Source organism: Bremerella sp. TYQ1 (assembly GCF_020150455.1).
Lineage (GTDB): Bacteria > Planctomycetota > Planctomycetia > Pirellulales > Pirellulaceae > Bremerella > Bremerella volcania_A.
Map to the genome: position 1 here is coordinate 4,563,576 of NZ_CP083740.1, position 23,231 is coordinate 4,586,806.

The window sequence follows — 23,231 nt, forward strand, 5'->3', positions numbered from 1 at the left end:
AACCGTGAGCAAGCGTCCGTGATGGCGCTAGACTAGCTGCCGCTGAATACTTCGCCGCCTGCTTTGCTGGAGGTGGCCTGATAGGTGCTGAAGTCAATCGTTTCAGGAACGAACGTTACCGAACCGTCCGCCTTCGAGAACATGGCCCCGCCTGGATGCATGCTGCCGAACGCTACGGAATTCCACTTGTCGTCAAAGCCGCTGTTCAGCGTGGCGGTGATGTTCTTCGAGATCAGGTAAAGGTAACCCCGCGATGCATCTTTGAACTTGCCACGCAGCCAATATCGACGTTTATCAGTGTTGACCCACGAGTTTTCGCCGAGCAAATAGGTGTTGGACAATCCGTCGGTGATGTCTCGCATCTTCGAGCTCCACTGCGACATAATCCCTTCCTGGCATTCGCCCCCGAAGACAGCCGTGGTGTCTTTACACGAGTAAGAGACCCCGGTCGCGGGATTGGTACCTTGTGGGCCGAGGATGCCATAGTAGTGAAGTGCGTACGATTGCTCGCCGTTGTATTCTTCGTCGGCACGGGGCGAGTAGTACTCAGAGGCCGGGGCACTAGGGCAGAGATAGGCATCGATCCGAGTGGGACCGAATTTTCGTTTGCTGACGTCCTGAATCTTGCCTTCGTTGTAGTTCAAATTGTCAGCGATGGCCGACTGTTCAATCTGTGGCAAGATCGAAGCGGTCCAGCCGAGCTCGTTGGCCGACATGCCAGGAAGCGGAAACTGGCCATGGATGTCGTGATAGGTATGCATTGCGAGGGCAGTTTGCTTGAGATTGTTCGAGCACTGCATGCGTCGAGCCGCTTCGCGAGCTTGTTGCACGGCTGGAAGCAGTAGCGCGATCAAGACACCGATGATGGCAATGACCACCAATAGTTCAACTAACGTAAAGCCACGGCGAGTAGTCAGGGAGGTGTTTGTCATCGTCGTTCTCGATTTTGGAGCTTTCGGGGCAAAACTCAGGAAAGCTTAGATAGATATTTATTAAGCCTAGTGGGCTAACTTTATAGTCCCACTGGTTACCGATCTAGGGCGAACCAGGGGAAAATGAGATTTCATGCACCCTTATCGGCGCATAAGCGTAAGAAGCTGGCCAAAAGCCACTCGAAAGGCTTTGGTCAAGTGGCCCGAAATGACTGCATGCACGGGCAAGTCAGCTCGCCCTGATGCGTAGAGGTTTGGGTTATGGGCCTTGATTGACGGGGCCTCGGCGTGGCTTCAATTTGCGGTCGCCAGGGACGTCGATATCTTGGACCGACGTTTCTTTGGGCAGTTCAATTTCCAGTTCGTAGTCTGGAAACAGCATCTGTCCCATCGGAAAGAGATCGCCGTCACCGTTGCCATCGAGACCGACGACGGTCACTAGGTGGGGACCGCCGATGTGGCCATGGTCAGCCGAATTGGAATCGTACTTTCCGTCTTTGATTTCCATCGAGACAGCCGCTCCCGTGTTCCCTTGGCGAGAGTTCGGCACGAACGTGATCGAACCGGCTGGGATCGGCTTGCCACCATAGGTGATGCTTCCCGAGATGGGATAACTTTCCAAGCCGCTTTCAGAGCCACAGCCTAACACGGCACATAGCAGCAGCGTGGCCGCAAGTGCTTGCCAAATCGAGGTGCACGTCATGATGGATTTCTTTCGGCTATTCGTTGTGATGGATTTGCCCTCAAAAGAAGTTAGTTGGCGGAAACGGGCTCACCACCTGACTTGCTGGCACCAGCCATGTAGATCGAGAAGTCAACTGTCTCAGGGACAAACGAAACCGAACCATCTGCACGAGAGAACATGGCTCCGCCTGGGTGCATGCTACCGAAGGCGATCGAGTTCCACTTGGTCGATACACCGCTGTTAATCGGGTGCTGCACGTTCTTGGAAATCAGGTACAAAGTACCGCGGCTGTCGCTATATTTGCCACGCAACCAGCTACGACGAAATGCCGTGTTGATCCACGAGTTTTCACCGAACAGGTAAGTGTTCGACAAACCATCGGTAATGTCTCGCATCTTTGATCCGTACTGCCACATGATCCCTTCGGTGCAGTCGCCGCCGAACGCGTCGGAAGTGTTCTGGCAAGCATAGTTGTTGCCGGTCGTCGCGTTGACTCCCTGCGGGCCAAGAATACCGTAGTAGTGAATTGAATAGGATTTCTCGCCGTTGTAATCTTCGTCCGTGTTCGACGAGTAAACGTCTGAACTAGGGGCGCTAGGACAAAGGTAAGACTCAATCCGGGCTGGCCCAAACTTTCGTCGGCCAACTGCATTGTGACTCCCTTCGGTGTAGTCCAAGCCATCGGCGATGGCCGACTGTTCCATCTGCGGAAGAATCGAAGAACTCCAACCAAGGTGATTGGCGGCCATTCCTGGCAGCGGAAACTGGCCGTAACTATCGTGGTAGTTGTGCATCGCAAGCGTGTTTTGCTTGAGATGATTGGTGCACTGCATCCGTCGCGCGGCTTCGCGAGCTTGCTGAACGGCTGGCAGCAACAACGCTATCAAAACGCCAATAATGGCAATGACGACTAGTAATTCGACGAGCGTGAACCCGCGAGTCCGAAAAGAACCAAAACGAAGCATCGAGTTTTTTCCCGTGAAGAGGCGAAAGGGAGCGAGGATAAGTCGTCGAAAAGTATCGTAAGAAAGACGACGCTTAGATCTTATCGACCAAGGGAAACCTTTTCCAGAGATTCAAAGTTTTCATTTTCTGGAATGCGGGTTGCCGTTTGCCTCTAGAGAGGTGTTTAGCGGGCAAGAATTAGGCTTTATTCAATCTGGTATCCATTGCAATGGATATCAACGACAATCGATCGATATCAAGCGGCCAACTTTGGTTTAGGGGAGAAAGATAGTGCTCGTACTGGTGACGGGAGCAACAGGGTTAGTCGGTAACAACGTAACACGCATGCTGCTGCAGCAAGGACATCAAGTCCGCGTGATGGTACGCGACCCTCGTATCGATCGTTCGTTGGCTGGATTAGACGTCGAAGTCGTTCCGGGCGATATTCGGGACGAAGAAGCCGTTAGAACCGCGACACTTGGGGTCGACGCGGTGATCCATTCGGCAGCCATGGTGCATATTGGCTGGTCGAAGGAAGAAGTCATGCACCAAGTCAACGTCGAGGGGACCAAGTCGGTAGCGAAAGCGGCTTTGAAGCAAGGGATCCGCATGGTGCAAGTCTCATCGGTCGACGCGTTGGGGGTCGGCAAGAAGGATGCTTCCGCCAACGAAGAGACGCCTCGCGAAGGGAAGACGCAGTGCCCTTACGTGATCACCAAACGGGCCGCCGAAGACGCCCTGCGCGAGATGGTTGCCGAAGGTTTGAACGTTGTGATCGTGAACCCGGGACTGATGTTTGGTCCCTGGGACTGGAAGCCTTCATCCGGACGCATGCTGATCTCGGTCGTCAAACAGCAGCCTCCGTTGGCCCCGCGCGGAGGTGGCAGTACGTGCGATGTCCGAGATGTCGCCGCCGCCATCATTCAAGCGACGCAAAAGGGACGTGTCGGCGAGAACTATATCTTGGGAGGCGAAAACCTCACTTACTTGGATCTGTGGAAACGCATGGCCAAGATCGCCGGGCGACGTGCTCCTTGGGCCCGACTAGGTCCGTTAATCGCGATGGCGGCTGGGCTTTGTGGCGATATCTATGGTCAGATGGATGGCAAGGAACCGGAAGTCAATTCGGCCGCCATCAAAATGGGAAGCCTATATCACTTTTATCGCAGCGACAAAGCGATCGAAGAGCTCGACTATCAGATTCGTCCGCTCGACCAAACATTGCGAGACGCTTTGGTCTGGTTTCGTGACAATGGCTATCTAACCGAAGTCGAAAGCTTGCAGTCATGAGTCTCGCTTCGATCGCCCGTCGAACGTTCCTTGCCCAAGCCGCTTCGTTGTTGGCAAGCAGCATTTCAGTGCCGCTTCTCGCGGACGACGATGCCGATCAACCTGTGCCGTCCGCAGGCACACTCCTGAAAGGGCTCGAACCGTTCGATGCGTTGATGCGACAGTTTTGCCAAAAGTACCAGCCGCTGGGGGCATCGCTGGCAGTCGCGTATCGAGGCAAGCTGAAGTTCGCGAAAGGATACGGGCACGCCGACCTCGCCCGGCAGGAAGTAGTCGAGCCCACTTCGCTCTTTCGGATTGCCAGCCTTAGCAAGCCGGTGACCGCCACAGCCGTGATGAAACTAGTGGAAGATGGCCAAGTCGAACTCGATCAGCCGATCCTCCCCCTTTTGCCGATCGACTACGAACCGGCAGACGCGCGAATGAAGGAGGTGACCATTCGGCAATGTTTGCAACACACCGCCGGATTCGATACCTCGGCATCTGGCGATCCATTTGCGATGAGCGGTTTGGTCCGATGGAAATTGGGCGTTGAGTACCCGTTAGAGAAAAAAGATGTCCTCCGTTTTGCGTTGACACGAAAGCTCGACTTCGAGCCTGGTACGAAGCACGTCTACGCGAATGTCGGTTATTTGATGCTGGGGCTGATGATCGAAAAAGTCAGCCGTTTGTCGTACGAGCAATATGTTCGCACGGCCATCCTTTCGCCGCTGGGTATTAAGCGAATGCGATTGGCGAAGACGCTGCCGAAAGATCGCGCCGATGGCGAGGTGCAGTATCGTGATTCGAAAGGACGCACCGGTCGGAGTGTGATGGGGCTGAAAGAAACCGATCCGGTCCCCTTCCCTTACGGCATTGAACGAATCGAGAACCTAGCCGCAGTCGGTGGGTGGTTGGCGAGCAGTGTCGATATGGTTCGCTTCGCGTCGGGACTGTTCTTTCCGCCAGCCAAGGAGGTGCTCACGCGCAAGACATTGCAATCGATGTTCGCACCTCCCGAGATCGCAGGGGAAGAGAAACCACGCGGGAATCAGGCTTATTACGCCTGCGGATGGCTGGTACGCTCCGCGAAAGGAGACGTTCTTCCTTGGACTTGTTGGCACAACGGTAGTTTGACCGGCGTCTCGTCGCTCATGGTTTCGCGTGCCGATGGTGTGACGTGGGCCGTGCTGTTCAATCAAGATTCCACGCCCGATGGGACCGCCTACGCGACGAAGATCGACGGTCCGCTGCATGCTCCGGCCAGTGAAATCAAGAACTGGCCGGAGAAAGATTTGTTTGCCGACTACCTGTAGAAACGGTTCAGACGGCCGCTTTCTTCGACTCGATCAATTCGAGCAGTGCCTTTTGTGGATCGGCGAACTTGGCGATCCCTTCTTCCATCAGCACTTTTTCCAGGTCAGCGTAGTCGACTTTTGCTTCCAGTTCGTCGAGAACGGCCTGGGATGGCATTTGATCGACTTCTTTCTCGAACGTTTTGCCGCTCTCTTGAACTTGTTCGTTCGTTTTCGGCGGGTTTGTTTCGATACCATCGCCCGCGAACGCAGCGACATACTTCCATGGTGGATCGGAAGCGAGCTTGGTTCCCGTCGACGCGAAGATCAGCTCTTGCTGAAGCTTCAAGCCTTTGTCTTTCCAGAACTCGGCATTGTCGCGCCAGATATTCTTCGCATTGACGATCCCCAGTTGTCCTTGAGCTTCGTCGCTGAGATCGGGCAAATGCTTCTGCGAGTAAACATCGACACGGGAAACGAAAATGGAGTAAACGCTCTTGAAGCCATCGGTCGATTCGCGACGTTGGGCTCCGCGCCAAACGGCTTCGCGGGCCGCATGATATTGTCGCATGGTGAAACAAAGTGTCACGTTCAGCGTGATGCCAGCGGCACAAAGTTCTTCTAATGCATCAATGCCGGCCGGCGTCGCAGGCACTTTGATCATGCGGTTCTTATGACCGATGCCCCACTTCTTGCCGAGCTCGATGTACTGAGCGACACGTTCTTCGTGCGGCATGTTGCGATCAGGATCTTCCAGCAAGGGGTCGAGCTCGAAGCTGACATAGCCATCGTTGCCTTCAGTTCGTTCCCAGACCGGCAGAAAGACGTCTTGCGCCTTCTGAACCAGGCGATCGGTGATCGTCCAGGCAATTTCGTCGGCATCTTTCCCTTGAGCAGTCAGTTCTTCGATCCAGTCGTCAAACTTTCCTGATTTCAACAAGTCGGAAACGATGACCGGATTGGATGTCGCTCCGGAAACGCCAAGTTTGAAATTGGAATCGACTAACTGGGGATCGATCGAATCGAGCCACACCTTGGTGCCTGCTTGAATGAGTGTCTCGAGTGGCGTCGTCATACTGGGAATCCTTCTCTGGTTGCGGAAAGGCGAATGGGACGAAGTTGCCGTATTCTACCGAAGTGAGCGGCGCGATTCCTCTTTTTCTAAGGACCGAAGGTGGTGGAATGCACCCCAATGGCCACTTGGCGGGAATACGTAAACTGGGGGAATTGCGCCTGCCATGGACTCATCATGAAGAAAACTGTAGCTTTAATCGCTTGAGCGCGCAAAAATTGGCGAAGTTTTGGCCGGTTTGCGCAATTGGCAGCACATGGCGGAAAGTGGGGGAGTTACTAGCGGCATTCGCTGCGCCCCGTGGCCATGTCCATTGGCCGAGCCGATGGTGTCCGAATTTGGTACCGTAAGCCGACTTACCAACTTCGAAGCTGCTCCAGGATTCTCAAAGAGCGGATTTTGATGCAGATGCGTCGACCTACATTCTTCGAGCGTTACGCCCTGTTCATACTGATGGCGATTTTCTTTCTCGTCCCCTTCGCGCTGCGCGGGGCACGATTGTCGCTGGAGCAGATGAAGAATGATGTGAAGGACTGGCTCCCCGATGACTTCGCGGAAACCTCCGAGCTCGATTGGTTTCGCGAACATTTCCTTGGTGAGCAGTTTGTATTGGTCAGTTGGGATGGCTGTACGGCCGATGACCAGCGATTGGACTATCTTTCCCGCTTGTTGGTACCGCCACCGCTTGAAGAAGGGGAAGAGCCTGATGGGCCGATAGCTCATCGGCAGCCCGATTTCATCGGAGACGAACTCGGTCTCTATTACCCCGGCGACGATCACCAGAACTGGGGTGGCAAAGAAGAGAAATGGTTCCTCGGTAACGACTCGACATGGTATTACGTCTTGCCCAATGGCGAGATCTATAAGTGGGACGGGCAAAGCACCGTCATCGGTGCGCTAAGCCGTGCTACCGAGCGTGTCTTCACCGGCGGGAATTCCATCGAGGGAAGCGACTACGTCAAGAAAGTCGACGAAGAATATTACAAGAAGCCGAAGCTGCTTCAGGCCAGGCTCTTCAAGTCGGTCACCTCCGGCCCGGACGTCCTTGCGCAGTTGGCTGCGCCTGGCGGGACATTGGTCCGTGACGACGATCCCACTCCGCGCGAACTGGAAGAAGCGCGGAAGAAGGCGCTCGATCGATTGACCGGCACATTGTTCGGTCCCGACGGAAAGCAAACCTGTTTAATCGTTACGCTGACCGACGCAGGGAAAGTCGATCTTCGCCGAACCATGGGGCATGGTGTGCTGGGGCGGCCAGAAGGGCAGCTTCTGCAGCTTGCCGAACAAGCGGGAATCAAGCCTGATAACCTTCGCTTGGGTGGTCCTCCTGTCGACAACGTTTCGATCGATGAAGAAGGCGAACGGACGCTTGCTCGCTTGGTGAGCTTCAGTGTCATCATTGGCTTGGGGCTTTCGTACATGTGTTTGCGAAGCGTCAAGCTAACCATCATGGTCTTCTTCGTCGGTGGGATTAGTGCCGTGACGAGTCTCTCGCTGGTCTGGTGGACGGCCGGGCGATTTATCTGGTGGCTCGATCCGACGACCGACGCGGTGATGATGTCGATGCCGGCGGTCGTTTATGTGCTGGGGCTATCTGGCGCTATCCATATCGTGAACTACTATCGTGACGTCGTGCAGGAAAATGGCACGCTCCGCAACGCACCGGAACTGACGATCTCGCATGGTTGGTATCCATGTACGATCGCGGCGGTGACTACGGCGGTTGGTCTCGGTTCGCTGGCGACAAGTAGCATTACGCCGATCCATAAGTTTGGGATCTTCTCGGCGATGGGTGTCTTGGCGACGTTGTTTCTTCTGTTCACTTACTTGCCCGCCGCGCTGCAAATGTGGCCTCCGAATGCGGCTCCGAAGAAAGGCGAATTCAAACCGAAAGAGCCGTCGCCGGCTGGAGCTTGGATTCGTGGTGTGGGAGATCGTATCGGTGACTTCGTCATTGCCCACAACATTAAAGTCGCCCTCGGTTGTTTGGCGATGTTCCTCTTCTTCGCGTTCGGCCTACAGTACTTAAAGACGTCAGTCCAACTGCTGAAGATGTTCGACGACGAAGCTCGGATTATTAAGGACTACGCCTGGTTGGAAGGGCATCTCGGCAAGCTTGTGCCGATGGAGTTGGTTGTTCGCGTCGAGCCAGAGGTGCTTTACTACGACGATTCCAACCAAGCCAACGCCGAAAAGCCGCTCAACCCTTTGGCACTCGCCAACGAAAATAAAGTTGATCCGAAGTTCCGCTACAAGTTCCTCGAGCGGATGGAAATCGCCCAGCGTGTCGCGAATGTCGTCGAGGAGTACCTCGGCCCGGACGGTGCTCAGGTGGTCGGTCCGCCGATGTCGGCGTTGACGTTCGCTCCGGAACTTCCAGGGCCTGGCAACAGCACCGCATCACTTTCAGAGCGATACGCGTACAGTTCGCAGCTGGAGGCGTCGTTCAACGAGTTCGTCGGTTCCGACTACCTTCGTGTCGACAAGACCAACGGAGCTGAACTGTGGCGAATCAGCCTTCGCTTGGGAGCATTGGAAAACATTGACTACGGCAACTTCGTCAACGACTTGAAGCAAGTGACCGAGCCGATCATGGATGCCTATCAGGCTCGTGACGAGATCCTCGCTCAGATCGATCAAGATCGAGAAGGAGGCGGCTACGTCAATGCTCGCGTGGCGCTGCTCGGTGTCAACTATGAGACGGCCGCTAAGCAAGAAGCGGCCGAAGGTGGCGAAAAGCATCACAGTCGTTACGGTCACCTCGACGCGACCAAGGTGTTCGCCGAGACGCTGCGAGACCTCTTGATCAATGCACGTATCAAGCTGGTCGACCACGATCCAGGCATGCATTCGCAAGATCGTCTCGACTATATCTTGGCCGATAAAACACATTCCGATTACATCGTGCTCGTCGAGCCTAACCCGATGTACGACATGGCGGCGATTGCCGAGAACCCGAACATCCATAAGACGTTCGACGTTACCGCACACGAATACACCGGGCAAGAAACGCCGCGGATGTACAGCGCCGAACGGGCTCCTGTTTCGTTGGTTTACACCGGCGTGGTTCCTGTCGTCTACAAAGCGGCACGCACGCTGCTTTCCAACCTGATCGAAAGTACCGTCTGGGCGTTCGCTTTGATCGCCATCGTGATGATGCTGGTGCTGAAGAGTTTCCGCGCGGGCCTGATCTCGATGCTGCCGAACGTCTTTCCGATCTGTATTGTCTTTGGCTTTATGTCCTGGACAGGGATGGAAGTCGACATTGGTACGATGATGACTGCCAGCGTGGCGATGGGTGTGGCCGTGGATGATACGGTTCACTTCCTGACATGGTTCCGCTGGGGCTTGGACGAAGGCTACACGCGCGGGCGAGCCATTAAAGAAGCCTACAGTCGTTGTGCGATGGCCATGTTCCAGACCACCATTATCGGCGGCTTAGGCTTGGCTGTGTTTGCCTTCAGCACGTTCACGCCGACGCAGCGATTTGGCTACCTGATGGTTTCGCTTTTGGCGGTTGCGTTGGTGGGTGACTTGATCTTCCTGCCGGCCCTGTTGGCGGGACCGCTCGGCCGGGTCTTCCGTCCTGGGCATAAGTCGAAGTCGAGCGTCACCGACAACGACGACGATTCGGCTGCTCAACCCCCTCAAGATCCACCGCAGGAAGCTCCTGCTGCTGAAAATGGCGAGGAATCGGACGAGCCACGCGTTTATCCGGTGCATGGACGCAGTCGCCCAGCCTAGTGGGTGCTGCGTGGTCCGCCTGTCGACCGAGGCCCGATTCTCTCTATAATGGATCGTTTTCACGCCCTCCTTTTGTGCCAATAAGGGGGGCGACTCGAACCGTTTGGGCCCGGCTCTTAGGACCGCTACGTTGCAGATTATCCACTTTCCTCACCCGACTCTGCGTTACAAATCGAAGCCTGTGAAACGCGTCGATGCGGAACTTCGCGGCATGATCGCCGAGATGTTCGAGCTGATGTATGCGGCGCGAGGAATCGGTCTGGCCGCCAATCAAGTGGGCATTCCTCTGCGATTTTTCGTCATGAATCTGGCCGGCGAAAAAGGGGAAGGCGAAGAGCTCGTCTTCATCAATCCCACCATCAACCGTGGCACCGGATCGGATGAAGCGGAAGAAGGTTGCCTCAGTCTGCCGGGCGTTTACGGACCGGTAATGCGACCCGCGGAAATTCTCTTCAGTGCTTACATGCCCAATGGCGAAAAGTTCGAGCAGAAAGTCGACGGCATGTTCGCGCGTTGCGTTCAGCACGAAACGGACCACTTGGACGGTGTGATGTTCACCGATCGCATGGACGAAGATTCGCTGTACGAGATTCAGCCGCAAGTCGATCAGTTCGAGCTCACCTTCGAGCGTCTCCGTGGAGAAGGCAAGCTACCCACCGACGAAGCGATCAAGAAGTTCCAGGACGAACTGGAAAAGAAATATGCCTAGTAGCTTTCAGTCGGAAGAGTTCAGTTTTCAGCAAGTGAAGGAGTTTCGCTTCTAAACCAATTCTCTGCATCGGCGAGCGTTTGTGTGCAGTCCTTCCCGACTGAGCACTTGGAAACTGAACACTGAAAGCTATCCGCAGGATTCCGTATGAAAATCGTCATGATGGGGACTGGGCCATTTGCCGTTCCCTCGTTTGAAGCGTTGATTGCCAGCGATCACGACGTTGTTTGTCTATTCACGCAGCCGGTCCGTTCGGTGCATCGTCGCAAGTCTTCCATTCCGACGCCCATGCGGGATGTGGCTGGTGCCCATGGGATTCCAATCCACGATCCAGTCAGCATCAACACCGAAGAGTCGCAACAACTCCTTCAAGAGCTGAAGCCAGATCTGTTGGTGGTGTGCGATTACGGCCAGATTTTGAAAGACTATATCCTTGCGACGGCAACCTACGGCGGCATTAATTTGCACGGCTCGATCTTGCCGAAGTATCGCGGCGCCGCTCCAGTCAACTGGGCCATTCTTAACGGGGACGAGGAAACCGGCATCACCGTCATTCACATGACGCCAAAGCTGGATGGCGGCCCTTGCCTGAAAGTGGTGCGCACGCCGATCGGGGCAACCGAAACAACGGTCGAACTAGAGCCACGCTTGGCTCAACTTGGCGTTCCCGCGGTGCTCGAGTCGATCGAGATGCTGGAGGCTCACGGCCCAGAAGGGACCCCAGGCGTAGTGCAGGATCAGTCGCTCGCAACCAAGGCTCCGCGTTTGGCTAAATCAGATGCGGATATCAATTGGGACGAACCAGCGGAGCTGATTTACAAAAAGTTCCGCGCATATCAGCCGTGGCCTGGCTGTTTCACGCATATGGAGCAAGACGGCAAGCCGCCGCTGCGACTGATCTTGAAGCAAGTTCGCCTATTGAATGAGCCAGCTCCGGAAGGGGTGGCCCCAGGGACGGTCTCGGTCGTGGCGGAAGATCGTCTTTATTTCGCGGCCAAGGGAGGCCAGATCGTCGTCGATGTGATCCAGCCAGCTGGCAGGAAGGCGATGCCGATTGCCGACTTCGTGCATGGTCATCATCCCCATGTGGGTGATCGATTGCTAACGGAATCGCAGCTTTAAAGCGAAAACCGGCCGATTCTCGCCTGAATTGCCCAGTTTGACGCGGAAATCCCTCTCGCCCCGAAAGGGGGCCATTGTTTAAGATACACCGTTGGTTTTCTGCATGGACGCGGGATTATACGCTGTGAGTCGCTGGGATATTGTTCTGTTCGCGGTTGCCTGTTACGTCGCCATCATGGGTTTGGTGCGACTGATGCGGGTCCGTCGTATTCGCTTGGAACGGCAATTCCAAGAGGAATTCCGCAAACAACGCCAAGTCGTCCTTAAGCAGCAAGCGGAGGACGAACGCAAAGCCCGCGAAGTTGCCCAGCAGCAACAGTTCGAAGAATTCATCAAGCAGAAACAAAAAGAGGCAGCCTAACCTCGTTCTTACACACGAGCTGATTAGGTTCACCCAGAAGATCTGTCCGCATGGAAAAACGTCTTTATATTGAAACCGTCGGTTGTCAGATGAACATGCTCGATAGCGAGCTCGTTGTGGCTTCGCTGCGTAAGCAAGGCTATGTCCTGACAACCAAGCCGGAAGATGCCGACACCCTGCTCTTCAACACGTGCAGCGTTCGTGCCCAGTCTGAAAACAAGACGTACAGTCACCTCGGCATGCTGCGGGATCTCAAAGAGCAGAACCCCGAAAAAGTTATCGGCGTGATGGGCTGCATGGCTCAGAACCATCAGCACAAAATCTTTACCCGCGCTCCTTATGTCGATCTGATCGTTGGCCCCGGGCAGCTGCATCAAATCCCAACGATGATCGACAAGATCAACAACGGCGAGGGCAAGCAGATCGAAGTCAGCCTGGGACGTAAGGATGGTACTCGCGATCAGATCACGCGAAGTCACGAAAGCTTCGATCCGCTGCGCGACCCTGAAATGCGACCGACGCCATTTCAGGCTTACGTCCGCATTCAGATCGGTTGCGACAAGTTTTGCACGTACTGCATCGTGCCGAGTGTTCGCGGACCGGAACAAGGACGTTCGCCGGAAGATATCCTCCAGGAATGCCGTCACCTGGCCGAGCATGGTACCGTCGAGATCACTCTCGTTGGGCAAACGGTTAACAGCTACAAAGCGAAAGACTCCAGCGGCAAGCTGTGGCGATTGGCCGATCTGTTGACCGAGCTTCAGGCCATCGACGGACTCGAGCGAATCAAGTTCGTCACCAACTATCCAAAGGATATGACGCGCGAACTGTTGGAATCGGTTCGCGATCTGAGCAAGGTTTCGCCCTACCTGCACGTGCCGTTGCAAAGTGGCTCGGACGAAGTGCTCAAGCGAATGAAGCGCGGCTATACAGTGGCCGACTATCGCGAGATGATGGAACGGATTCGCGAGATCGTCCCAGGCTATGCGGTCAGTAGCGACTTCATCGTCGGCTTCTGCGGCGAAACGGAAGAAGACTTCCAGAAGACCGTCGAGCTGGTCGAAGAATGTCGGTTCAAGAACAGCTTCATCTTCAAATACAGCGAACGAGAAGGGACCCGGGGCGCGGAGCTGTTCATCGACGACATCCCGCATCACGTGAAGCAGCAACGTAACAACGATCTGCTGGCAATTCAAAATCGGATTAGCCTGGAAGACAACCAAAAGCTGATCGGCGACACGGTTCATGTGCTCGTCGAAGGTCCCAGCAAAACGGCCGTTAAAAAGGCTGACAAGGGAGAGGCTTCGCACGCGACGCAGTTGATCGGACGAACCCACTGCGACCGAATTGTCGTGTTTGATGGCAATCCGCGTCAGATTGGCAAGATTTTGCCCGTGGTTGTGTACGACTGCCATGCCCACACGCTTTTTGGCGAAGTCGTTACGCAAGAGTGCGGTCCAGAACTGTTCGCTCTCGGTTAGTCGCGCTCCGGCGACACTCTTTTCACGCGTAAGTGCGCTGTTACGATGATGGTTCAGCCCCACGAGCCATTCATCTTAGGAGCCACGCGTCATGAGTCGACCGAAGATCCTTGCTTTCGCAGGCAGTGCCCGCCGCGATTCGTTCAATAAAAAGCTGGTGCGAATTGCTGCTCGCGGTGCGGAAGAAGCGGGGGCAGAAGTGACGCTGCTAGATCTCGCTGACTTTCCCCTGCCGTTGTACGACGGCGACTTGGAAGCGGAGCAAGGGATTCCGGAGAACGCGAAAGCTCTCAAAGAACTCTTTCTGGCCCATCAGGGACTTTTGCTCTCGTGTCCGGAATACAACAGTTCCATCACGCCGCTACTGAAGAATACGATCGATTGGGTCTCGCGCCCCTTCGAAGGTGAGCAACCATTGGCCGCCTATAAGAACAAAATATGCGCACTGATGAGCGCTTCGCCTGGGGGCCTTGGTGGGCTTCGCGGCTTGGTCCACGTGCGTGCTATCTTGCAGAATATCGGCGTGATTGTGCTCCCTAAGCAGATGGCTATTTCGCAGGCTAATAATGCGTTTGCTGATGATGGGTCGCTTAACGATTCAAAACAGCAAGAAACGATTCTTTCTTTAGGGAAATCGGTATTCGAGTTTGTTGATATGTGGCGATAATGAAAGTGTTAACCTTGGGAACCAATCCGCGGTTCCCAGGGGCACTTCCTTATCTCCTTTTCTTATCAACGAACGCTTATCAGCGATTACGGTCTATAGGCTGACATGCCGAACACAAGTTTCGACATCGTCGAGCACGAAGAATTCCTGGAATTCATCGTCCATGGCGAACCCAGTGAATCGGACTGGGTTAAGTTGTTGCATACCGTCGTCGAGAAAATCGGCCAGACAACCAAACCTCGCATTTTTATCGATGGTTCAAAATTAACTACGGCGACTGATCCGATGACTCGTTATCGGATGGGGGTTAGAACCGGAGCGACTTTTGGCATCGACGCCAGGATTGCAGTGCTTCAGCCAAGTTGGATGGATGACAACTTCTGGGAAACGGTTGCAACGAACCGCGGAGCAATGGCTCGTTCGTCAACCGACCGGGAAAAGCTGATGGAGTGGCTTTTGGAAACCGATTGATGAAACTGCCCAACTCGCACTACGCCGCGCACGTGTCGCGGTTGCCGCGTCCTATGACTGACGAACGTTTTCCTCATATCGAACACGAGATGTTTCTTGAGTGGGTCGTCCCCAAAGGAGATCACGACGAAACGTATTGGCGGGCCATGCTTCAGGCAATGGTCGATGCCCAGCGAGCAACGGGTAAAGGAAGGATCTTCATCGATCGAAGCAGTGGGCCTGCTGAGAAACCCGTCGAACCAATGGTCGTTTATCGCATGGCCCTGTTGATGGCCGAGTCGTTTGGGGCCGCGGTGCGTGTCGCGGTGCAGTCTCCGGCGGCGGGGACGGACAATTTCTTCGAGGATGTTGCGACCAATCGAGGTGCCACCGTACGCGTTGGCGTCGCTCGCGAGCCGCTGATCGAGTGGCTTCTTCTAGACGAATGATGCTTCGCAGGCACACGTGTGACTTGTAATTCGCAGGCCTGGCAACGATAACAGAGTCCTGCCTGCGAATTCATCCCACCTCGTTTATACGTGTCATGGAAAAGCTTCACGTCGAATTGATCGAACACCCACACTACCTCGAGTATGTTTGTTCCGGCGAACATGTCTTCGATGACTGGGTCGAATTGCTTCAGCAGATCCGTGCCGATGCAACACGAAAGGAAGAGACCCGGATTCTGATCAACGTGCTCGGTTTGCTTCAACCGATCGACAATATGATGCGGTATCGCTTGGGATTGTTGGTTGGCGAAAAGATTGGGGCGAGCTTGAAAGTCGCCGCCCTGAATCCCGCCGACGAGGTCAATCACTTTTGGGAAACGGTGGCTCACAACCGTGGGTCGAACGTTCAAGCAGGTAGCGACCGAGACGCACTAGTGACCTGGTTGCTGGAACCGACCTGATCTTTCCCGCGAAACAACCGTCCGCAACGTACGAGAAACGACCATGGGTAATCTTCAAGTCGAGCAGATCGAGCACCCAGAGTTTCTCGAGTATGTTCTCTCAGGCAACGATCATACGCGTGCGGAGTGGGAAGCGTTGATCTACCGTATTCAGGAAGAGGCCGAGCGTACCCAAATTTGGCGAGTGTTGGTCGACGGCCACATGCTCGAGAAGTTGTACGACGACCTGACGCGGTATCATCTAAGCAAGCTTGCGGCGAGTGTGTTCAGCACGGAGCTAAAAGTGGGCAGCTTGTTTCGCCAAGAGCTTATCAACTATTTCGGAGAGACCGTAGCGGTCAATCGCGGAGTGAACCTACGCGTCGATAGCGATCGAGATGCTCTGATGACGTGGCTGCTTTTGCCGAAGTAGAAGCCGTGTCGCTTACCACTTCGGGATGTGCAGCTTGCGATTCATCAGCACGGCCCAAATGGTCATGCCGATCAGGATAACGCCAGCGGCCATTGCTACGGTTAAATCAAGATACAAAGTCAGGCCGAGCAGGCCGGCGAATATGACGAGATAAGACATAAGATACTTCCAACAAAAACGAAGAGACTTTGTTGGAAGCTTGCGTCGCATCTGGCACCCTGGCAAGCAATCGTCCCTCGGCAATCTGCGACTAAATAAGCGGCACGGCCGGAGCAATCGTTGCAATCGTCATAACTGTGCTGAGCGCATAAAAAGATGGCTATCGATATGCCATCGATAGCCATCTACTCGTTTGGCGGTGCGGCGGCAACGTTCCTTAGAACGGCGCCGAGCCCTCTTTCGCTTCTTCAGTGCGTTTCGGCTTGTCTGGCTCGCCGCTTGGAGCGTTGACGAGTACCTTCAGCGATTCGAGACAACTGATCATGTCTTCCTGGCTGATCTCTTCCCAGGCGGCACCACGATGACGAATGATCGCCAGCTTGAATGCCTCGAAGGCGTCCAGCACGTCGTCTGGCATCGAACCGATCTCGGCGAACGGTTTGACCAGCGAAGGAGCTTCGGTCGAATCGCCCACATCCCCTTCTGCCATGCCGCTCGATTCGCGAGCGTGCGACTCTTGTTCTTCGTCGCCGAAGTCTGGGCCTTCGTGGGAAGGACCTGTTGGGCCGTCCATTTCACCGATGCTGCCACGAACTTCGCCATCGTTGCCCTGGGCTGGCTCGAAGTCTTCGTCCACTTCCGAAGCGACGACATCGCTTTCTTCGGGACGCTCTGACTCGATCTTGCCCATCGTTTCCCAGCGTTGGTTACGCATCGAAGCGACCGACCACTTATTGTTGGCAGCCCCTTCGAGCCACATTTCGGCATCTTCCCACTCGATGGCGGCTTGGAAGTGGCTCCAGTACAGTCCATCGTATGTCGGGTAGTTGTCACCGAAACGTTCGAACACGCGGCGTAGACGGCCAACGTGCTGGCCAGTGACGCCACCCACGCGGCGAGCCCAGGCGTCGTCGGCATACTCAGCGGCAGGAGCACCAGCTTCCTGCAGCGACGTTCGCCACTGGTAAATGATCTTTCCCTTGTCCCAGTTGGTGGTGCTGATCAGCTTGGTCCACTGGCCCAGGAAAGGAGCGGATGCTTCTTCCAGCTTCGCCAGCAGTTCTTCGCTGAGGGGGAAATCGGACGCCGCTTTTTCTTCCGAGGAAAGTGGCTCGGCTGGTGCAGCCGTATCGGTATTTTCGGTTGCGGCGAGATCGACAGTTGGTTCTTCCATGCGGACTTGGCTTCCTATCCTCTCGAGACGTGATCCAAATTAGGGGGGCCCTGTCGCTGGCAATTCTTCTTGCAGAGCGGGGCAACTTCAATGCGGCACGAATTCTACGCATAGGGCCTCGGGCCGTTCTACCAACGAAGCGGCGATCGTCAGAAAATTCTGCTAGAAATCCCTGGCAAGAAGTTGTGTAACAACAACTTAGGCCTTCACAAATTCTCCACACAGATGTCGAAAATATGGGGATAACTTGTCGGCGACATGTCGATCTTGGCTGGCGAATTTCGAAGCCAAATCGTTCTGCGGAAATACCGTGTTAAGTGGTGCGGAGGCTGACGATTTCAAGTGAAGTTGCGGCCACACCGATCGGGAAAAGAAGGGAGCTATAGCTCTTCGTCGAGCGCTCCGTAGGGGACCTGAGAAAGGTCCCCCTTCAAGTCGTCGTAAAACGTACTAACCGCATCGACCGCCATCGCATGGAAGTCATCTTCTCGGGTAGGCCCCTCTAAAGGGCCCACTTCTCCGATGGGTGTTGCGGCGTCGTCCAGGTACTTTTCGCTGAACATCAGCAGCGGATGGAAACGCTTTCCTTCGACACCGATCCAGCCCATGTCGAACACCTGCCCCATGCTCATGCCGAATTGGGCACAGATGCTCTTTCGGATTCCTTCGTCATCGATGCCATTCTGCTGTAGCGTGGCATCGAGTTCGGCGATTTGAGCCAATAGATAGGCGTTCATCAAGTTGCAGTACGTCTCGGTATCGCGACGAATATCGACCGGTTCCATGAGGTTGCTCCTGGCAAATGGTGTCGAATCGGGAGACGCCTGCTGGCCCAATGTTTAGGCCGAGTTGGCGCGATCTTCGGAAGTAAATCCGCAATGCTTGTGCTTGCCGTCGCAGAACGGCTTGTTGTCAGAAGCACCACAGCGGCAGAGGGCGATCGAAGGTTTGTCGATCGTGTAGGAGTTCCCTTCCGAGTCCTCCAACGTCACTGGGCCTTCGACCAAAAATGGACCATTATCACGGATGCGAATCTTCGTTTCAGACATTTCCCGATCCTTCACTATAGGGATGGCTACGTGGACCTTCTGTCTGCATTCTAGGGAAGTCCCACCGAGAAGTCAGCCCGGTGCTTGGTCGAGAAGATGAAGATTGGACGACGTTTGGGCAAAGCGTCGCTTCAGGCACTTCGACTACTCATCGTCGGAGCGAAGTCGTCGTTGGCGATTCCAGAGTAGTGCACCCCAGAAAAGCAGAAAGCCACCCATGCAGGCAATCACGATCAATCCTCGACGGATATCGAAACCACGTGTTCCATCCGCTAGGCCAAGATACGAGCCGATCGCCAGGTAGATCCCCCATACGGCCAACGCTGCGATGACCACGGCAAGCAGATAGCCGGCGTTTTTCGATTGGGATGCCATGCTTAATAGTCCGAGCTACCGTAGTAAACTTCTGCCGCAAGGCCGGTTCGATCGCGTACCGCTTGAGCAATGGCATCCACTTCGGCGTCTTCCAGCGGTGAAACAATCGATTCCGCCGGACGACGCGCGACGGTATAAACCTGAACGAGCTTGATTTGACCGCCGCCGTCGGTGATCTCATTCAAGCGGTCGCAGAATGCCGATATCTCTTCTGCCGAAGGACTTTGCTCGAGCAGTTTCAGGAACATCGATTGAATGACGATGGGACGTGCTTGAGCCGCGAGAAGCAAGTTGTCGAGCACACGCTGAAAGGGAATCTTGGTACGCTCGATGGTGCGGTAGTAATTCTCCGTCCCAGCATCGAGCTTGGCCCAGATCTCGCCTTGGTTGGCGTCCAGAATTTCGAGCCCCCGCTGCACGTGCGGTCGATGGAACATAGTGGCATTGGTAATCAGCACCATCTTCACATCGTCGAGGCCATGCTTTCGCTTGATGGCCGCACTCCGCTCGATTAGTTCGTCGAAGTTTTTATAGGTGGTCGGCTCGCCGTCGCCGCTGAAGGCGATATCGTTCACCCGCCGCAGATGCTCTGGCGTTTCCGTGAACTTGGCGGTCTGAAAGATCTCGCCCGAGGCACACAAGTCGAGCATCTCTTCCAACTCGTGGAAGTAGCGATCACTTTCCACGAAGCGGACTTCGCTTTCGGTGCGGCGATCGACCTGACAATAGATGCAATCGAAATTGCAGATTTTGTCGGGGTTCAGATTCACGCCGATCGACAACCCTTTGCTCCGGCGAGAGAGGACCGGATAAACAAACCGGTTCCCCTCGAACGTTCGCTGGTGCTGGGTATGTAGATGATGCGTCGACATGTAGGAGTTTTCAGTGTTCGGTTTTCAGTTTTCAGTGCGAATCGAATTTACCGCGAGAAAAGCTCATCACTCTTCGCTGAAAACTGAACACTGTAAACTTAAAACTCTCTTATTATCGCGATTCTGTCGGCTGTTTTTGACCGATTGGCTCTGCTGGGATGGTATTCCCCGGCAGCTCGGAAATCAAATTGCCACGAATGGTGGCCAGCGTCGATTTTACGCGTTGGACGTCGTCGGGTGGGACGTCTCGCAAGGCCTTCGCACGAACGCTTTTGGCGCAGTTGACCATCTGTTCCCACATCGGTTCCACTTTTTCGGTGGCACGGATGATCTTTTTACGGCGGTCATTGGGATCGGTCTCGCGAACGATCCAGCCATCGCGTTCCATGCGGTCGATCACACCGACCAACGTTGGCGCTTCGATGCGCATTTGGTCGGCTAGTTCGCTTTGAGTGATCTCGCCCATGTAAGAAAGCCAGCAAAGCACTTCCCACTGTCGGTAGGTGATGCCAAGTTTGCCTAACTCGTCGTTCATCGCGCGAGTCATCATGTGGGCAACACTGAAGACCCAGTAGCCCAAACTATCTTCGAAGTCGTAACGGAGCATTCTTTGTCTCTTCGTTTCTGAGGCTGAAGTACTAGATAAGAAAATGGATGAGTCAGCCTGCTTCTCTATCACTGCCATCGGTCATTACACGTACTAAAACGCACGTGAATAACATGTTTCAAATAAGGTTTCCCATTCTGCGCGGGCAACCTGACGCAAAAGTTCCTCGTTTGCGCATTTGCCGCGGGCAACTGCTTCGCACGCGTCTACCATGGCCATCGGATCCCAATGTCGCTCCGCCAGGAATTGGGTATGGCTATCGAGATCCGCGCCTTCGGCAAGTTGATTGGATTTTTCGCCCAGGGTTTCCATCGCAGGATGATCGCCGGTACGTCGGAACCAATACTTGGCGTTGCCATAATCTGGTTCGCGACGATGCATGATTCCGTGCCAGTAACTGCCCGTTGAACTGGGCAAATCTTGGCTGATGTCGTGCGATTCGTCTAAATAGTTCCACAGAAGCCACAAGCCACTGATGCAAGCGCGAGCCATCTCGCGATCTTTCAAAGGCTTGTCACTCAAAGAACTTACGCCGATTGCCTGTAGTCGGTCGTAAGCCGATCGATCCGCGTTGCCCGGCCCCAAAGGGCAAAGCGGGGCACTTTGGATAAGGTCGGCAATTTCAGATGGATACGCGTCGAAATTCATGCTGTCGAGAAGATCACTTCCTGCGAGGGGCACACTTTATGGTTAATTAGCCATGGACCTAGCTTATCAGGTTTTCGTCCGCTAGCGACCTAACTATTTCGAAAATCTGGATAGCATGTCCGCTACACGCTAGATTCCCTGTTCACGCCGATTTTTCGCTGATAAACTCAGGGACTTCGCCCTGGCACTAAGTAGTGACCTACGGGGCGCTAATAGTTACACGACCTTCCGATTTTCTGATTCTCGTCCGAGGCATTCCCATGTCGACTGATCCTCAAAAGGATCCCGCTTCCGTGGAACCCACCCCCCAAAATCCTGAAGCTGCGGCTGCTGATGCTTCCGCCCCTGAGAACACCCCAGCACCCGCGGAAACGCCTGCCGCTGATTCCAGCGACACGGATGCCGACGGCGATAAGAAGAAGGTGCTCATCGGTTCGCAGCGAGATCCGAAGCCCGTCGAAACGAAGCGACAGCCGCCCAAGCCAAAACGTCCTTCGCAGCCAAAGCCACAAGCGGACGACGACGATCCAACAAAAATTCCGGACGACATTTCCGAAACGCTTGCCGACGCTCCTCAAGAAGAAGGCGAACCAGACTATCGCCTTCCAGTTGAAGGGGGCAAAGTGCATGTGCCCAATCGCCGCGAAACGATGGACGACATCGAAGCGGAACTGGAAGCAGCGTTCGGCGATAAATCGATCGACGACGTGATGACCAACCAGACCCCAGCTCCGGCGGCCGTCCGTTTGGACGAAGGCGATCGCGTGACCGCGACCGTCATTCGCGTGCATCGCGAAGATGTCTTCTTCGACCTCCCGCAAGGGAATCAGGGGATTGCTTCGATCCGCAACTTTGTCGCGACTCCTTCGGTGGGCGACAAGATGGAAGTTTCCATCGGCGAATTCAACGGCGGACAGCGACTGTACGAAGTGGGCATCCCTGGTGCTTCGACCAGCGTGCAAGACTGGGGCGACATCAAGGAAGGGATCATTGTCGACGCCGTCGTCGATGGCGTGAACAAGGGTGGCTTGGAGTGTGCCGTCGGTACTGCTCGCGGCTTTATCCCTGCCAGCCAGGTCGCCACGTACCACGTGAAGGACTTGGAAGAGTTCAAAGGCCGCAAGATGCAATGCCTCGTCACGGAGGCCAATCCTGAGAAACGCAACCTGGTTCTCAGTGCTCGTGCGGTGGCGGAAAAGCTGGCCGAGGACAACAAGAAGGAAGTGCTCGGTAGCTTGACGGTCGGTCAAATTCGCGAAGGCACGGTAACTCGCATCCAAGACTTCGGAGCGTTCGTCGATCTGGGCGGCATCGATGGCTTGGTGCATGTCAGCCAAATCAGTTGGGATCGCGTTTCGCACCCGTCCGACGTCCTTGCCGAAGGTCAGGCCGTCAAAGTCAAAGTCACCAAGATGGATCCTGAGACCGGCAAGATCGGTCTTTCCATTCGCGACACCATGGAAAACCCATGGCAGAAAGTGGCCCAGGAATTTGCTGTCGGCAAAGTTGTCCCTGGTAAAGTCACCAAGCTGATGGACTTCGGGGCGTTTGTCGAAGTCGCTCCTGGCATCGAAGGTCTCGTTCACGTCAGCGAAGTGAGCTATGCCCGAATCAGCCGTGTTTCCAGCGTGTTGAAGGTCGGCGAAGACGTTGAAGTGAAAGTCCTCAGCATCGATCAGGCCAAACGACGTATCAGCCTCTCGATCAAAGCGACCCAGCCGCCACCGGCCGATTCGCGTCAGGGTGGTCGCCGTAAGGACGAAGTCGAAACCGATATCGATCGTGAACTGTCGGTCAAGAAGAAGTCGAACCAGCCACTCAAGGGTGGCATCACCAACGACCAAAGCGAAGGTTCCAAGTTCGGCTTGAAGTGGTAAAGCTTCGTCCCACGAACCTGCAAAAATCAAAGCCATCACGTGTACATGTGATGGCTTTTTTCATGCCTCCTCGGCAGGATCCCGGCGTTTCAATTCCTGGTCGGCTCGCAACAAAACATACGTCGAGACAACCAGCGTAATCACCGGAATGGCCGCCAACAGCGCGACGATTGTCGCACCTCGCCAATTGTCCCAGTGTCGCCAAAGAAGAAAGACGGAAGTCACGCCAAGCAGGAAGCTGAGCGGTACCATCACCAGCAGCATGTAGGTTAACACTTGCAGCGCCAGACCTGTCCACTCTGGCGGCTCAGGGCCATGCACGTTGAGTATGGGTCCCACCAAAGAAGAAGCGAACCCAAACGTGGCGTAGGTCACCACATGACCGACAATCGCGGCGGCAACCAGCAACACGTACG

Annotated in this window: 26 protein-coding genes; 13 read left to right on the forward strand and 13 right to left on the reverse strand. The window is 54.9% G+C overall.

Annotation, left to right across the window (positions count from 1 at the left end; all coding sequences use genetic code 11):
- Nucleotides 1-32: 32 nt before the first annotated feature.
- From LA756_RS18425 to LA756_RS18435, 3 genes are all read right to left on the reverse strand, one after another.
- Nucleotides 33-932 (reverse strand): DUF1559 domain-containing protein, encoded by a 900-nt coding sequence (locus LA756_RS18425; protein WP_224436195.1) that lies wholly within the window; start codon nucleotides 930-932, stop codon nucleotides 33-35.
- Nucleotides 933-1,191: 259 nt separating this feature from the next.
- Nucleotides 1,192-1,635 (reverse strand): hypothetical protein, encoded by a 444-nt coding sequence (locus tag LA756_RS18430; RefSeq protein WP_224436196.1) that lies wholly within the window; start codon nucleotides 1,633-1,635, stop codon nucleotides 1,192-1,194.
- 50 nt (nucleotides 1,636-1,685) lie between these two features.
- On the reverse strand, nucleotides 1,686-2,582 hold the full coding sequence (locus tag LA756_RS18435; protein ID WP_224436197.1) for a DUF1559 domain-containing protein: 897 nt from the start codon (nucleotides 2,580-2,582) through the stop codon (nucleotides 1,686-1,688).
- A gap of 271 nt (nucleotides 2,583-2,853) precedes the next feature.
- Here LA756_RS18435 and LA756_RS18440 point away from each other — a divergent pair, with 271 nt between their 5' ends.
- Nucleotides 2,854-3,852 carry an NAD-dependent epimerase/dehydratase family protein gene (locus LA756_RS18440; protein ID WP_224436198.1) on the forward strand — a complete coding sequence of 333 codons (999 nt, stop codon included), beginning with the start codon at nucleotides 2,854-2,856 and terminating at the stop codon, nucleotides 3,850-3,852.
- Nucleotides 3,849-5,147, forward strand: a complete 1,299-nt coding sequence (locus LA756_RS18445) for a serine hydrolase (RefSeq protein WP_224436199.1) — start codon at nucleotides 3,849-3,851, stop codon at nucleotides 5,145-5,147. Before LA756_RS18440 ends, LA756_RS18445 begins: the two co-directional genes overlap by 4 nt.
- 7 nt (nucleotides 5,148-5,154) lie before the next feature.
- Here LA756_RS18445 and LA756_RS18450 read toward each other — a convergent pair whose 3' ends face one another.
- The gene (locus LA756_RS18450; RefSeq protein ID WP_224436200.1) at nucleotides 5,155-6,201 is read right to left on the reverse strand and encodes a transaldolase family protein; all 1,047 of its coding nucleotides are present in this window, start codon (nucleotides 6,199-6,201) and stop codon (nucleotides 5,155-5,157) included.
- Nucleotides 6,202-6,600: 399 nt separating this feature from the next.
- Between LA756_RS18450 and LA756_RS18455 the strand changes: the two genes are divergently transcribed.
- The 10 genes from LA756_RS18455 (at nucleotide 6,601) to LA756_RS18500 (ending at nucleotide 16,054) form a co-directional block, all read left to right on the forward strand.
- Complete coding sequence (locus LA756_RS18455; protein WP_224436201.1) at nucleotides 6,601-9,942, forward strand: RND family transporter; 3,342 nt, start codon at nucleotides 6,601-6,603, stop codon at nucleotides 9,940-9,942.
- Between the two features lie 130 nt (nucleotides 9,943-10,072).
- On the forward strand, nucleotides 10,073-10,651 hold the full coding sequence (def, locus tag LA756_RS18460) for a peptide deformylase (RefSeq protein ID WP_224436202.1): 579 nt from the start codon (nucleotides 10,073-10,075) through the stop codon (nucleotides 10,649-10,651).
- 147 nt (nucleotides 10,652-10,798) lie between these two features.
- A complete protein-coding gene (gene fmt / locus LA756_RS18465; RefSeq protein ID WP_224436203.1) occupies nucleotides 10,799-11,773 on the forward strand; it encodes a methionyl-tRNA formyltransferase in 975 nt (324 codons plus the stop codon).
- A 124-nt stretch (nucleotides 11,774-11,897) separates the two neighbouring features.
- On the forward strand, nucleotides 11,898-12,134 hold the full coding sequence (locus LA756_RS18470) for a hypothetical protein (RefSeq protein ID WP_224436204.1): 237 nt from the start codon (nucleotides 11,898-11,900) through the stop codon (nucleotides 12,132-12,134).
- 50 nt (nucleotides 12,135-12,184) lie between these two features.
- Complete coding sequence (gene miaB, locus LA756_RS18475) at nucleotides 12,185-13,615, forward strand: tRNA (N6-isopentenyl adenosine(37)-C2)-methylthiotransferase MiaB (RefSeq protein WP_224436205.1); 1,431 nt, start codon at nucleotides 12,185-12,187, stop codon at nucleotides 13,613-13,615.
- Between the two features lie 91 nt (nucleotides 13,616-13,706).
- Nucleotides 13,707-14,282, forward strand: coding sequence for an NADPH-dependent FMN reductase (locus LA756_RS18480; protein WP_224436206.1), 576 nt, complete (start codon nucleotides 13,707-13,709; stop codon nucleotides 14,280-14,282).
- A gap of 105 nt (nucleotides 14,283-14,387) precedes the next feature.
- Nucleotides 14,388-14,753 (forward strand): hypothetical protein, encoded by a 366-nt coding sequence (locus LA756_RS18485; RefSeq protein ID WP_224436207.1) that lies wholly within the window; start codon nucleotides 14,388-14,390, stop codon nucleotides 14,751-14,753.
- Entirely contained in the window at nucleotides 14,753-15,181 is a 429-nt protein-coding gene (locus LA756_RS18490; protein ID WP_224436208.1) for a hypothetical protein, read from the forward strand. The genes LA756_RS18485 and LA756_RS18490 overlap by 1 nt, the downstream gene beginning before the upstream one ends.
- A gap of 95 nt (nucleotides 15,182-15,276) precedes the next feature.
- A complete protein-coding gene (locus LA756_RS18495; RefSeq protein WP_224436209.1) occupies nucleotides 15,277-15,642 on the forward strand; it encodes a hypothetical protein in 366 nt (121 codons plus the stop codon).
- Nucleotides 15,643-15,685: 43 nt separating this feature from the next.
- Nucleotides 15,686-16,054, forward strand: a complete 369-nt coding sequence (locus LA756_RS18500) for a hypothetical protein (RefSeq protein ID WP_224436210.1) — start codon at nucleotides 15,686-15,688, stop codon at nucleotides 16,052-16,054.
- A 12-nt stretch (nucleotides 16,055-16,066) separates the two neighbouring features.
- Here the strand turns inward: LA756_RS18500 and LA756_RS18505 are convergent, their stop codons facing one another.
- From LA756_RS18505 to LA756_RS18540, 8 genes are all read right to left on the reverse strand, one after another.
- Nucleotides 16,067-16,213: a hypothetical protein gene (locus LA756_RS18505; RefSeq protein WP_224436211.1), complete on the reverse strand. Its 147-nt coding sequence runs from the start codon at nucleotides 16,211-16,213 to the stop codon at nucleotides 16,067-16,069.
- 217 nt (nucleotides 16,214-16,430) lie between these two features.
- Complete coding sequence (locus LA756_RS18510) at nucleotides 16,431-17,387, reverse strand: hypothetical protein (RefSeq protein WP_224436212.1); 957 nt, start codon at nucleotides 17,385-17,387, stop codon at nucleotides 16,431-16,433.
- A gap of 380 nt (nucleotides 17,388-17,767) precedes the next feature.
- Nucleotides 17,768-18,172: a hypothetical protein gene (locus LA756_RS18515; protein WP_224436213.1), complete on the reverse strand. Its 405-nt coding sequence runs from the start codon at nucleotides 18,170-18,172 to the stop codon at nucleotides 17,768-17,770.
- Between the two features lie 54 nt (nucleotides 18,173-18,226).
- Entirely contained in the window at nucleotides 18,227-18,436 is a 210-nt protein-coding gene (locus LA756_RS18520; RefSeq protein ID WP_224436214.1) for a CDGSH iron-sulfur domain-containing protein, read from the reverse strand.
- A gap of 144 nt (nucleotides 18,437-18,580) precedes the next feature.
- A complete protein-coding gene (locus LA756_RS18525) occupies nucleotides 18,581-18,811 on the reverse strand; it encodes a hypothetical protein (RefSeq protein WP_224436215.1) in 231 nt (76 codons plus the stop codon).
- 2 nt (nucleotides 18,812-18,813) lie between these two features.
- The gene (locus LA756_RS18530) at nucleotides 18,814-19,683 is read right to left on the reverse strand and encodes a radical SAM protein (RefSeq protein WP_224436216.1); all 870 of its coding nucleotides are present in this window, start codon (nucleotides 19,681-19,683) and stop codon (nucleotides 18,814-18,816) included.
- Between the two features lie 112 nt (nucleotides 19,684-19,795).
- Complete coding sequence (locus LA756_RS18535) at nucleotides 19,796-20,290, reverse strand: MarR family winged helix-turn-helix transcriptional regulator (RefSeq protein WP_224436217.1); 495 nt, start codon at nucleotides 20,288-20,290, stop codon at nucleotides 19,796-19,798.
- A 93-nt stretch (nucleotides 20,291-20,383) separates the two neighbouring features.
- Nucleotides 20,384-20,782 carry a hypothetical protein gene (locus tag LA756_RS18540; RefSeq protein WP_224436218.1) on the reverse strand — a complete coding sequence of 133 codons (399 nt, stop codon included), beginning with the start codon at nucleotides 20,780-20,782 and terminating at the stop codon, nucleotides 20,384-20,386.
- Between the two features lie 449 nt (nucleotides 20,783-21,231).
- On the opposite strand from LA756_RS18540, the gene LA756_RS18545 reads away from it, so the two are divergent.
- Nucleotides 21,232-22,815 carry a S1 RNA-binding domain-containing protein gene (locus LA756_RS18545; RefSeq protein WP_224436219.1) on the forward strand — a complete coding sequence of 528 codons (1,584 nt, stop codon included), beginning with the start codon at nucleotides 21,232-21,234 and terminating at the stop codon, nucleotides 22,813-22,815.
- Nucleotides 22,816-22,875: 60 nt separating this feature from the next.
- Here the strand turns inward: LA756_RS18545 and LA756_RS18550 are convergent, their stop codons facing one another.
- On the reverse strand, nucleotides 22,876-23,226 hold the full coding sequence (locus LA756_RS18550; RefSeq protein ID WP_224436220.1) for a hypothetical protein: 351 nt from the start codon (nucleotides 23,224-23,226) through the stop codon (nucleotides 22,876-22,878).
- Nucleotides 23,227-23,231: the final 5 nt, after the last annotated feature.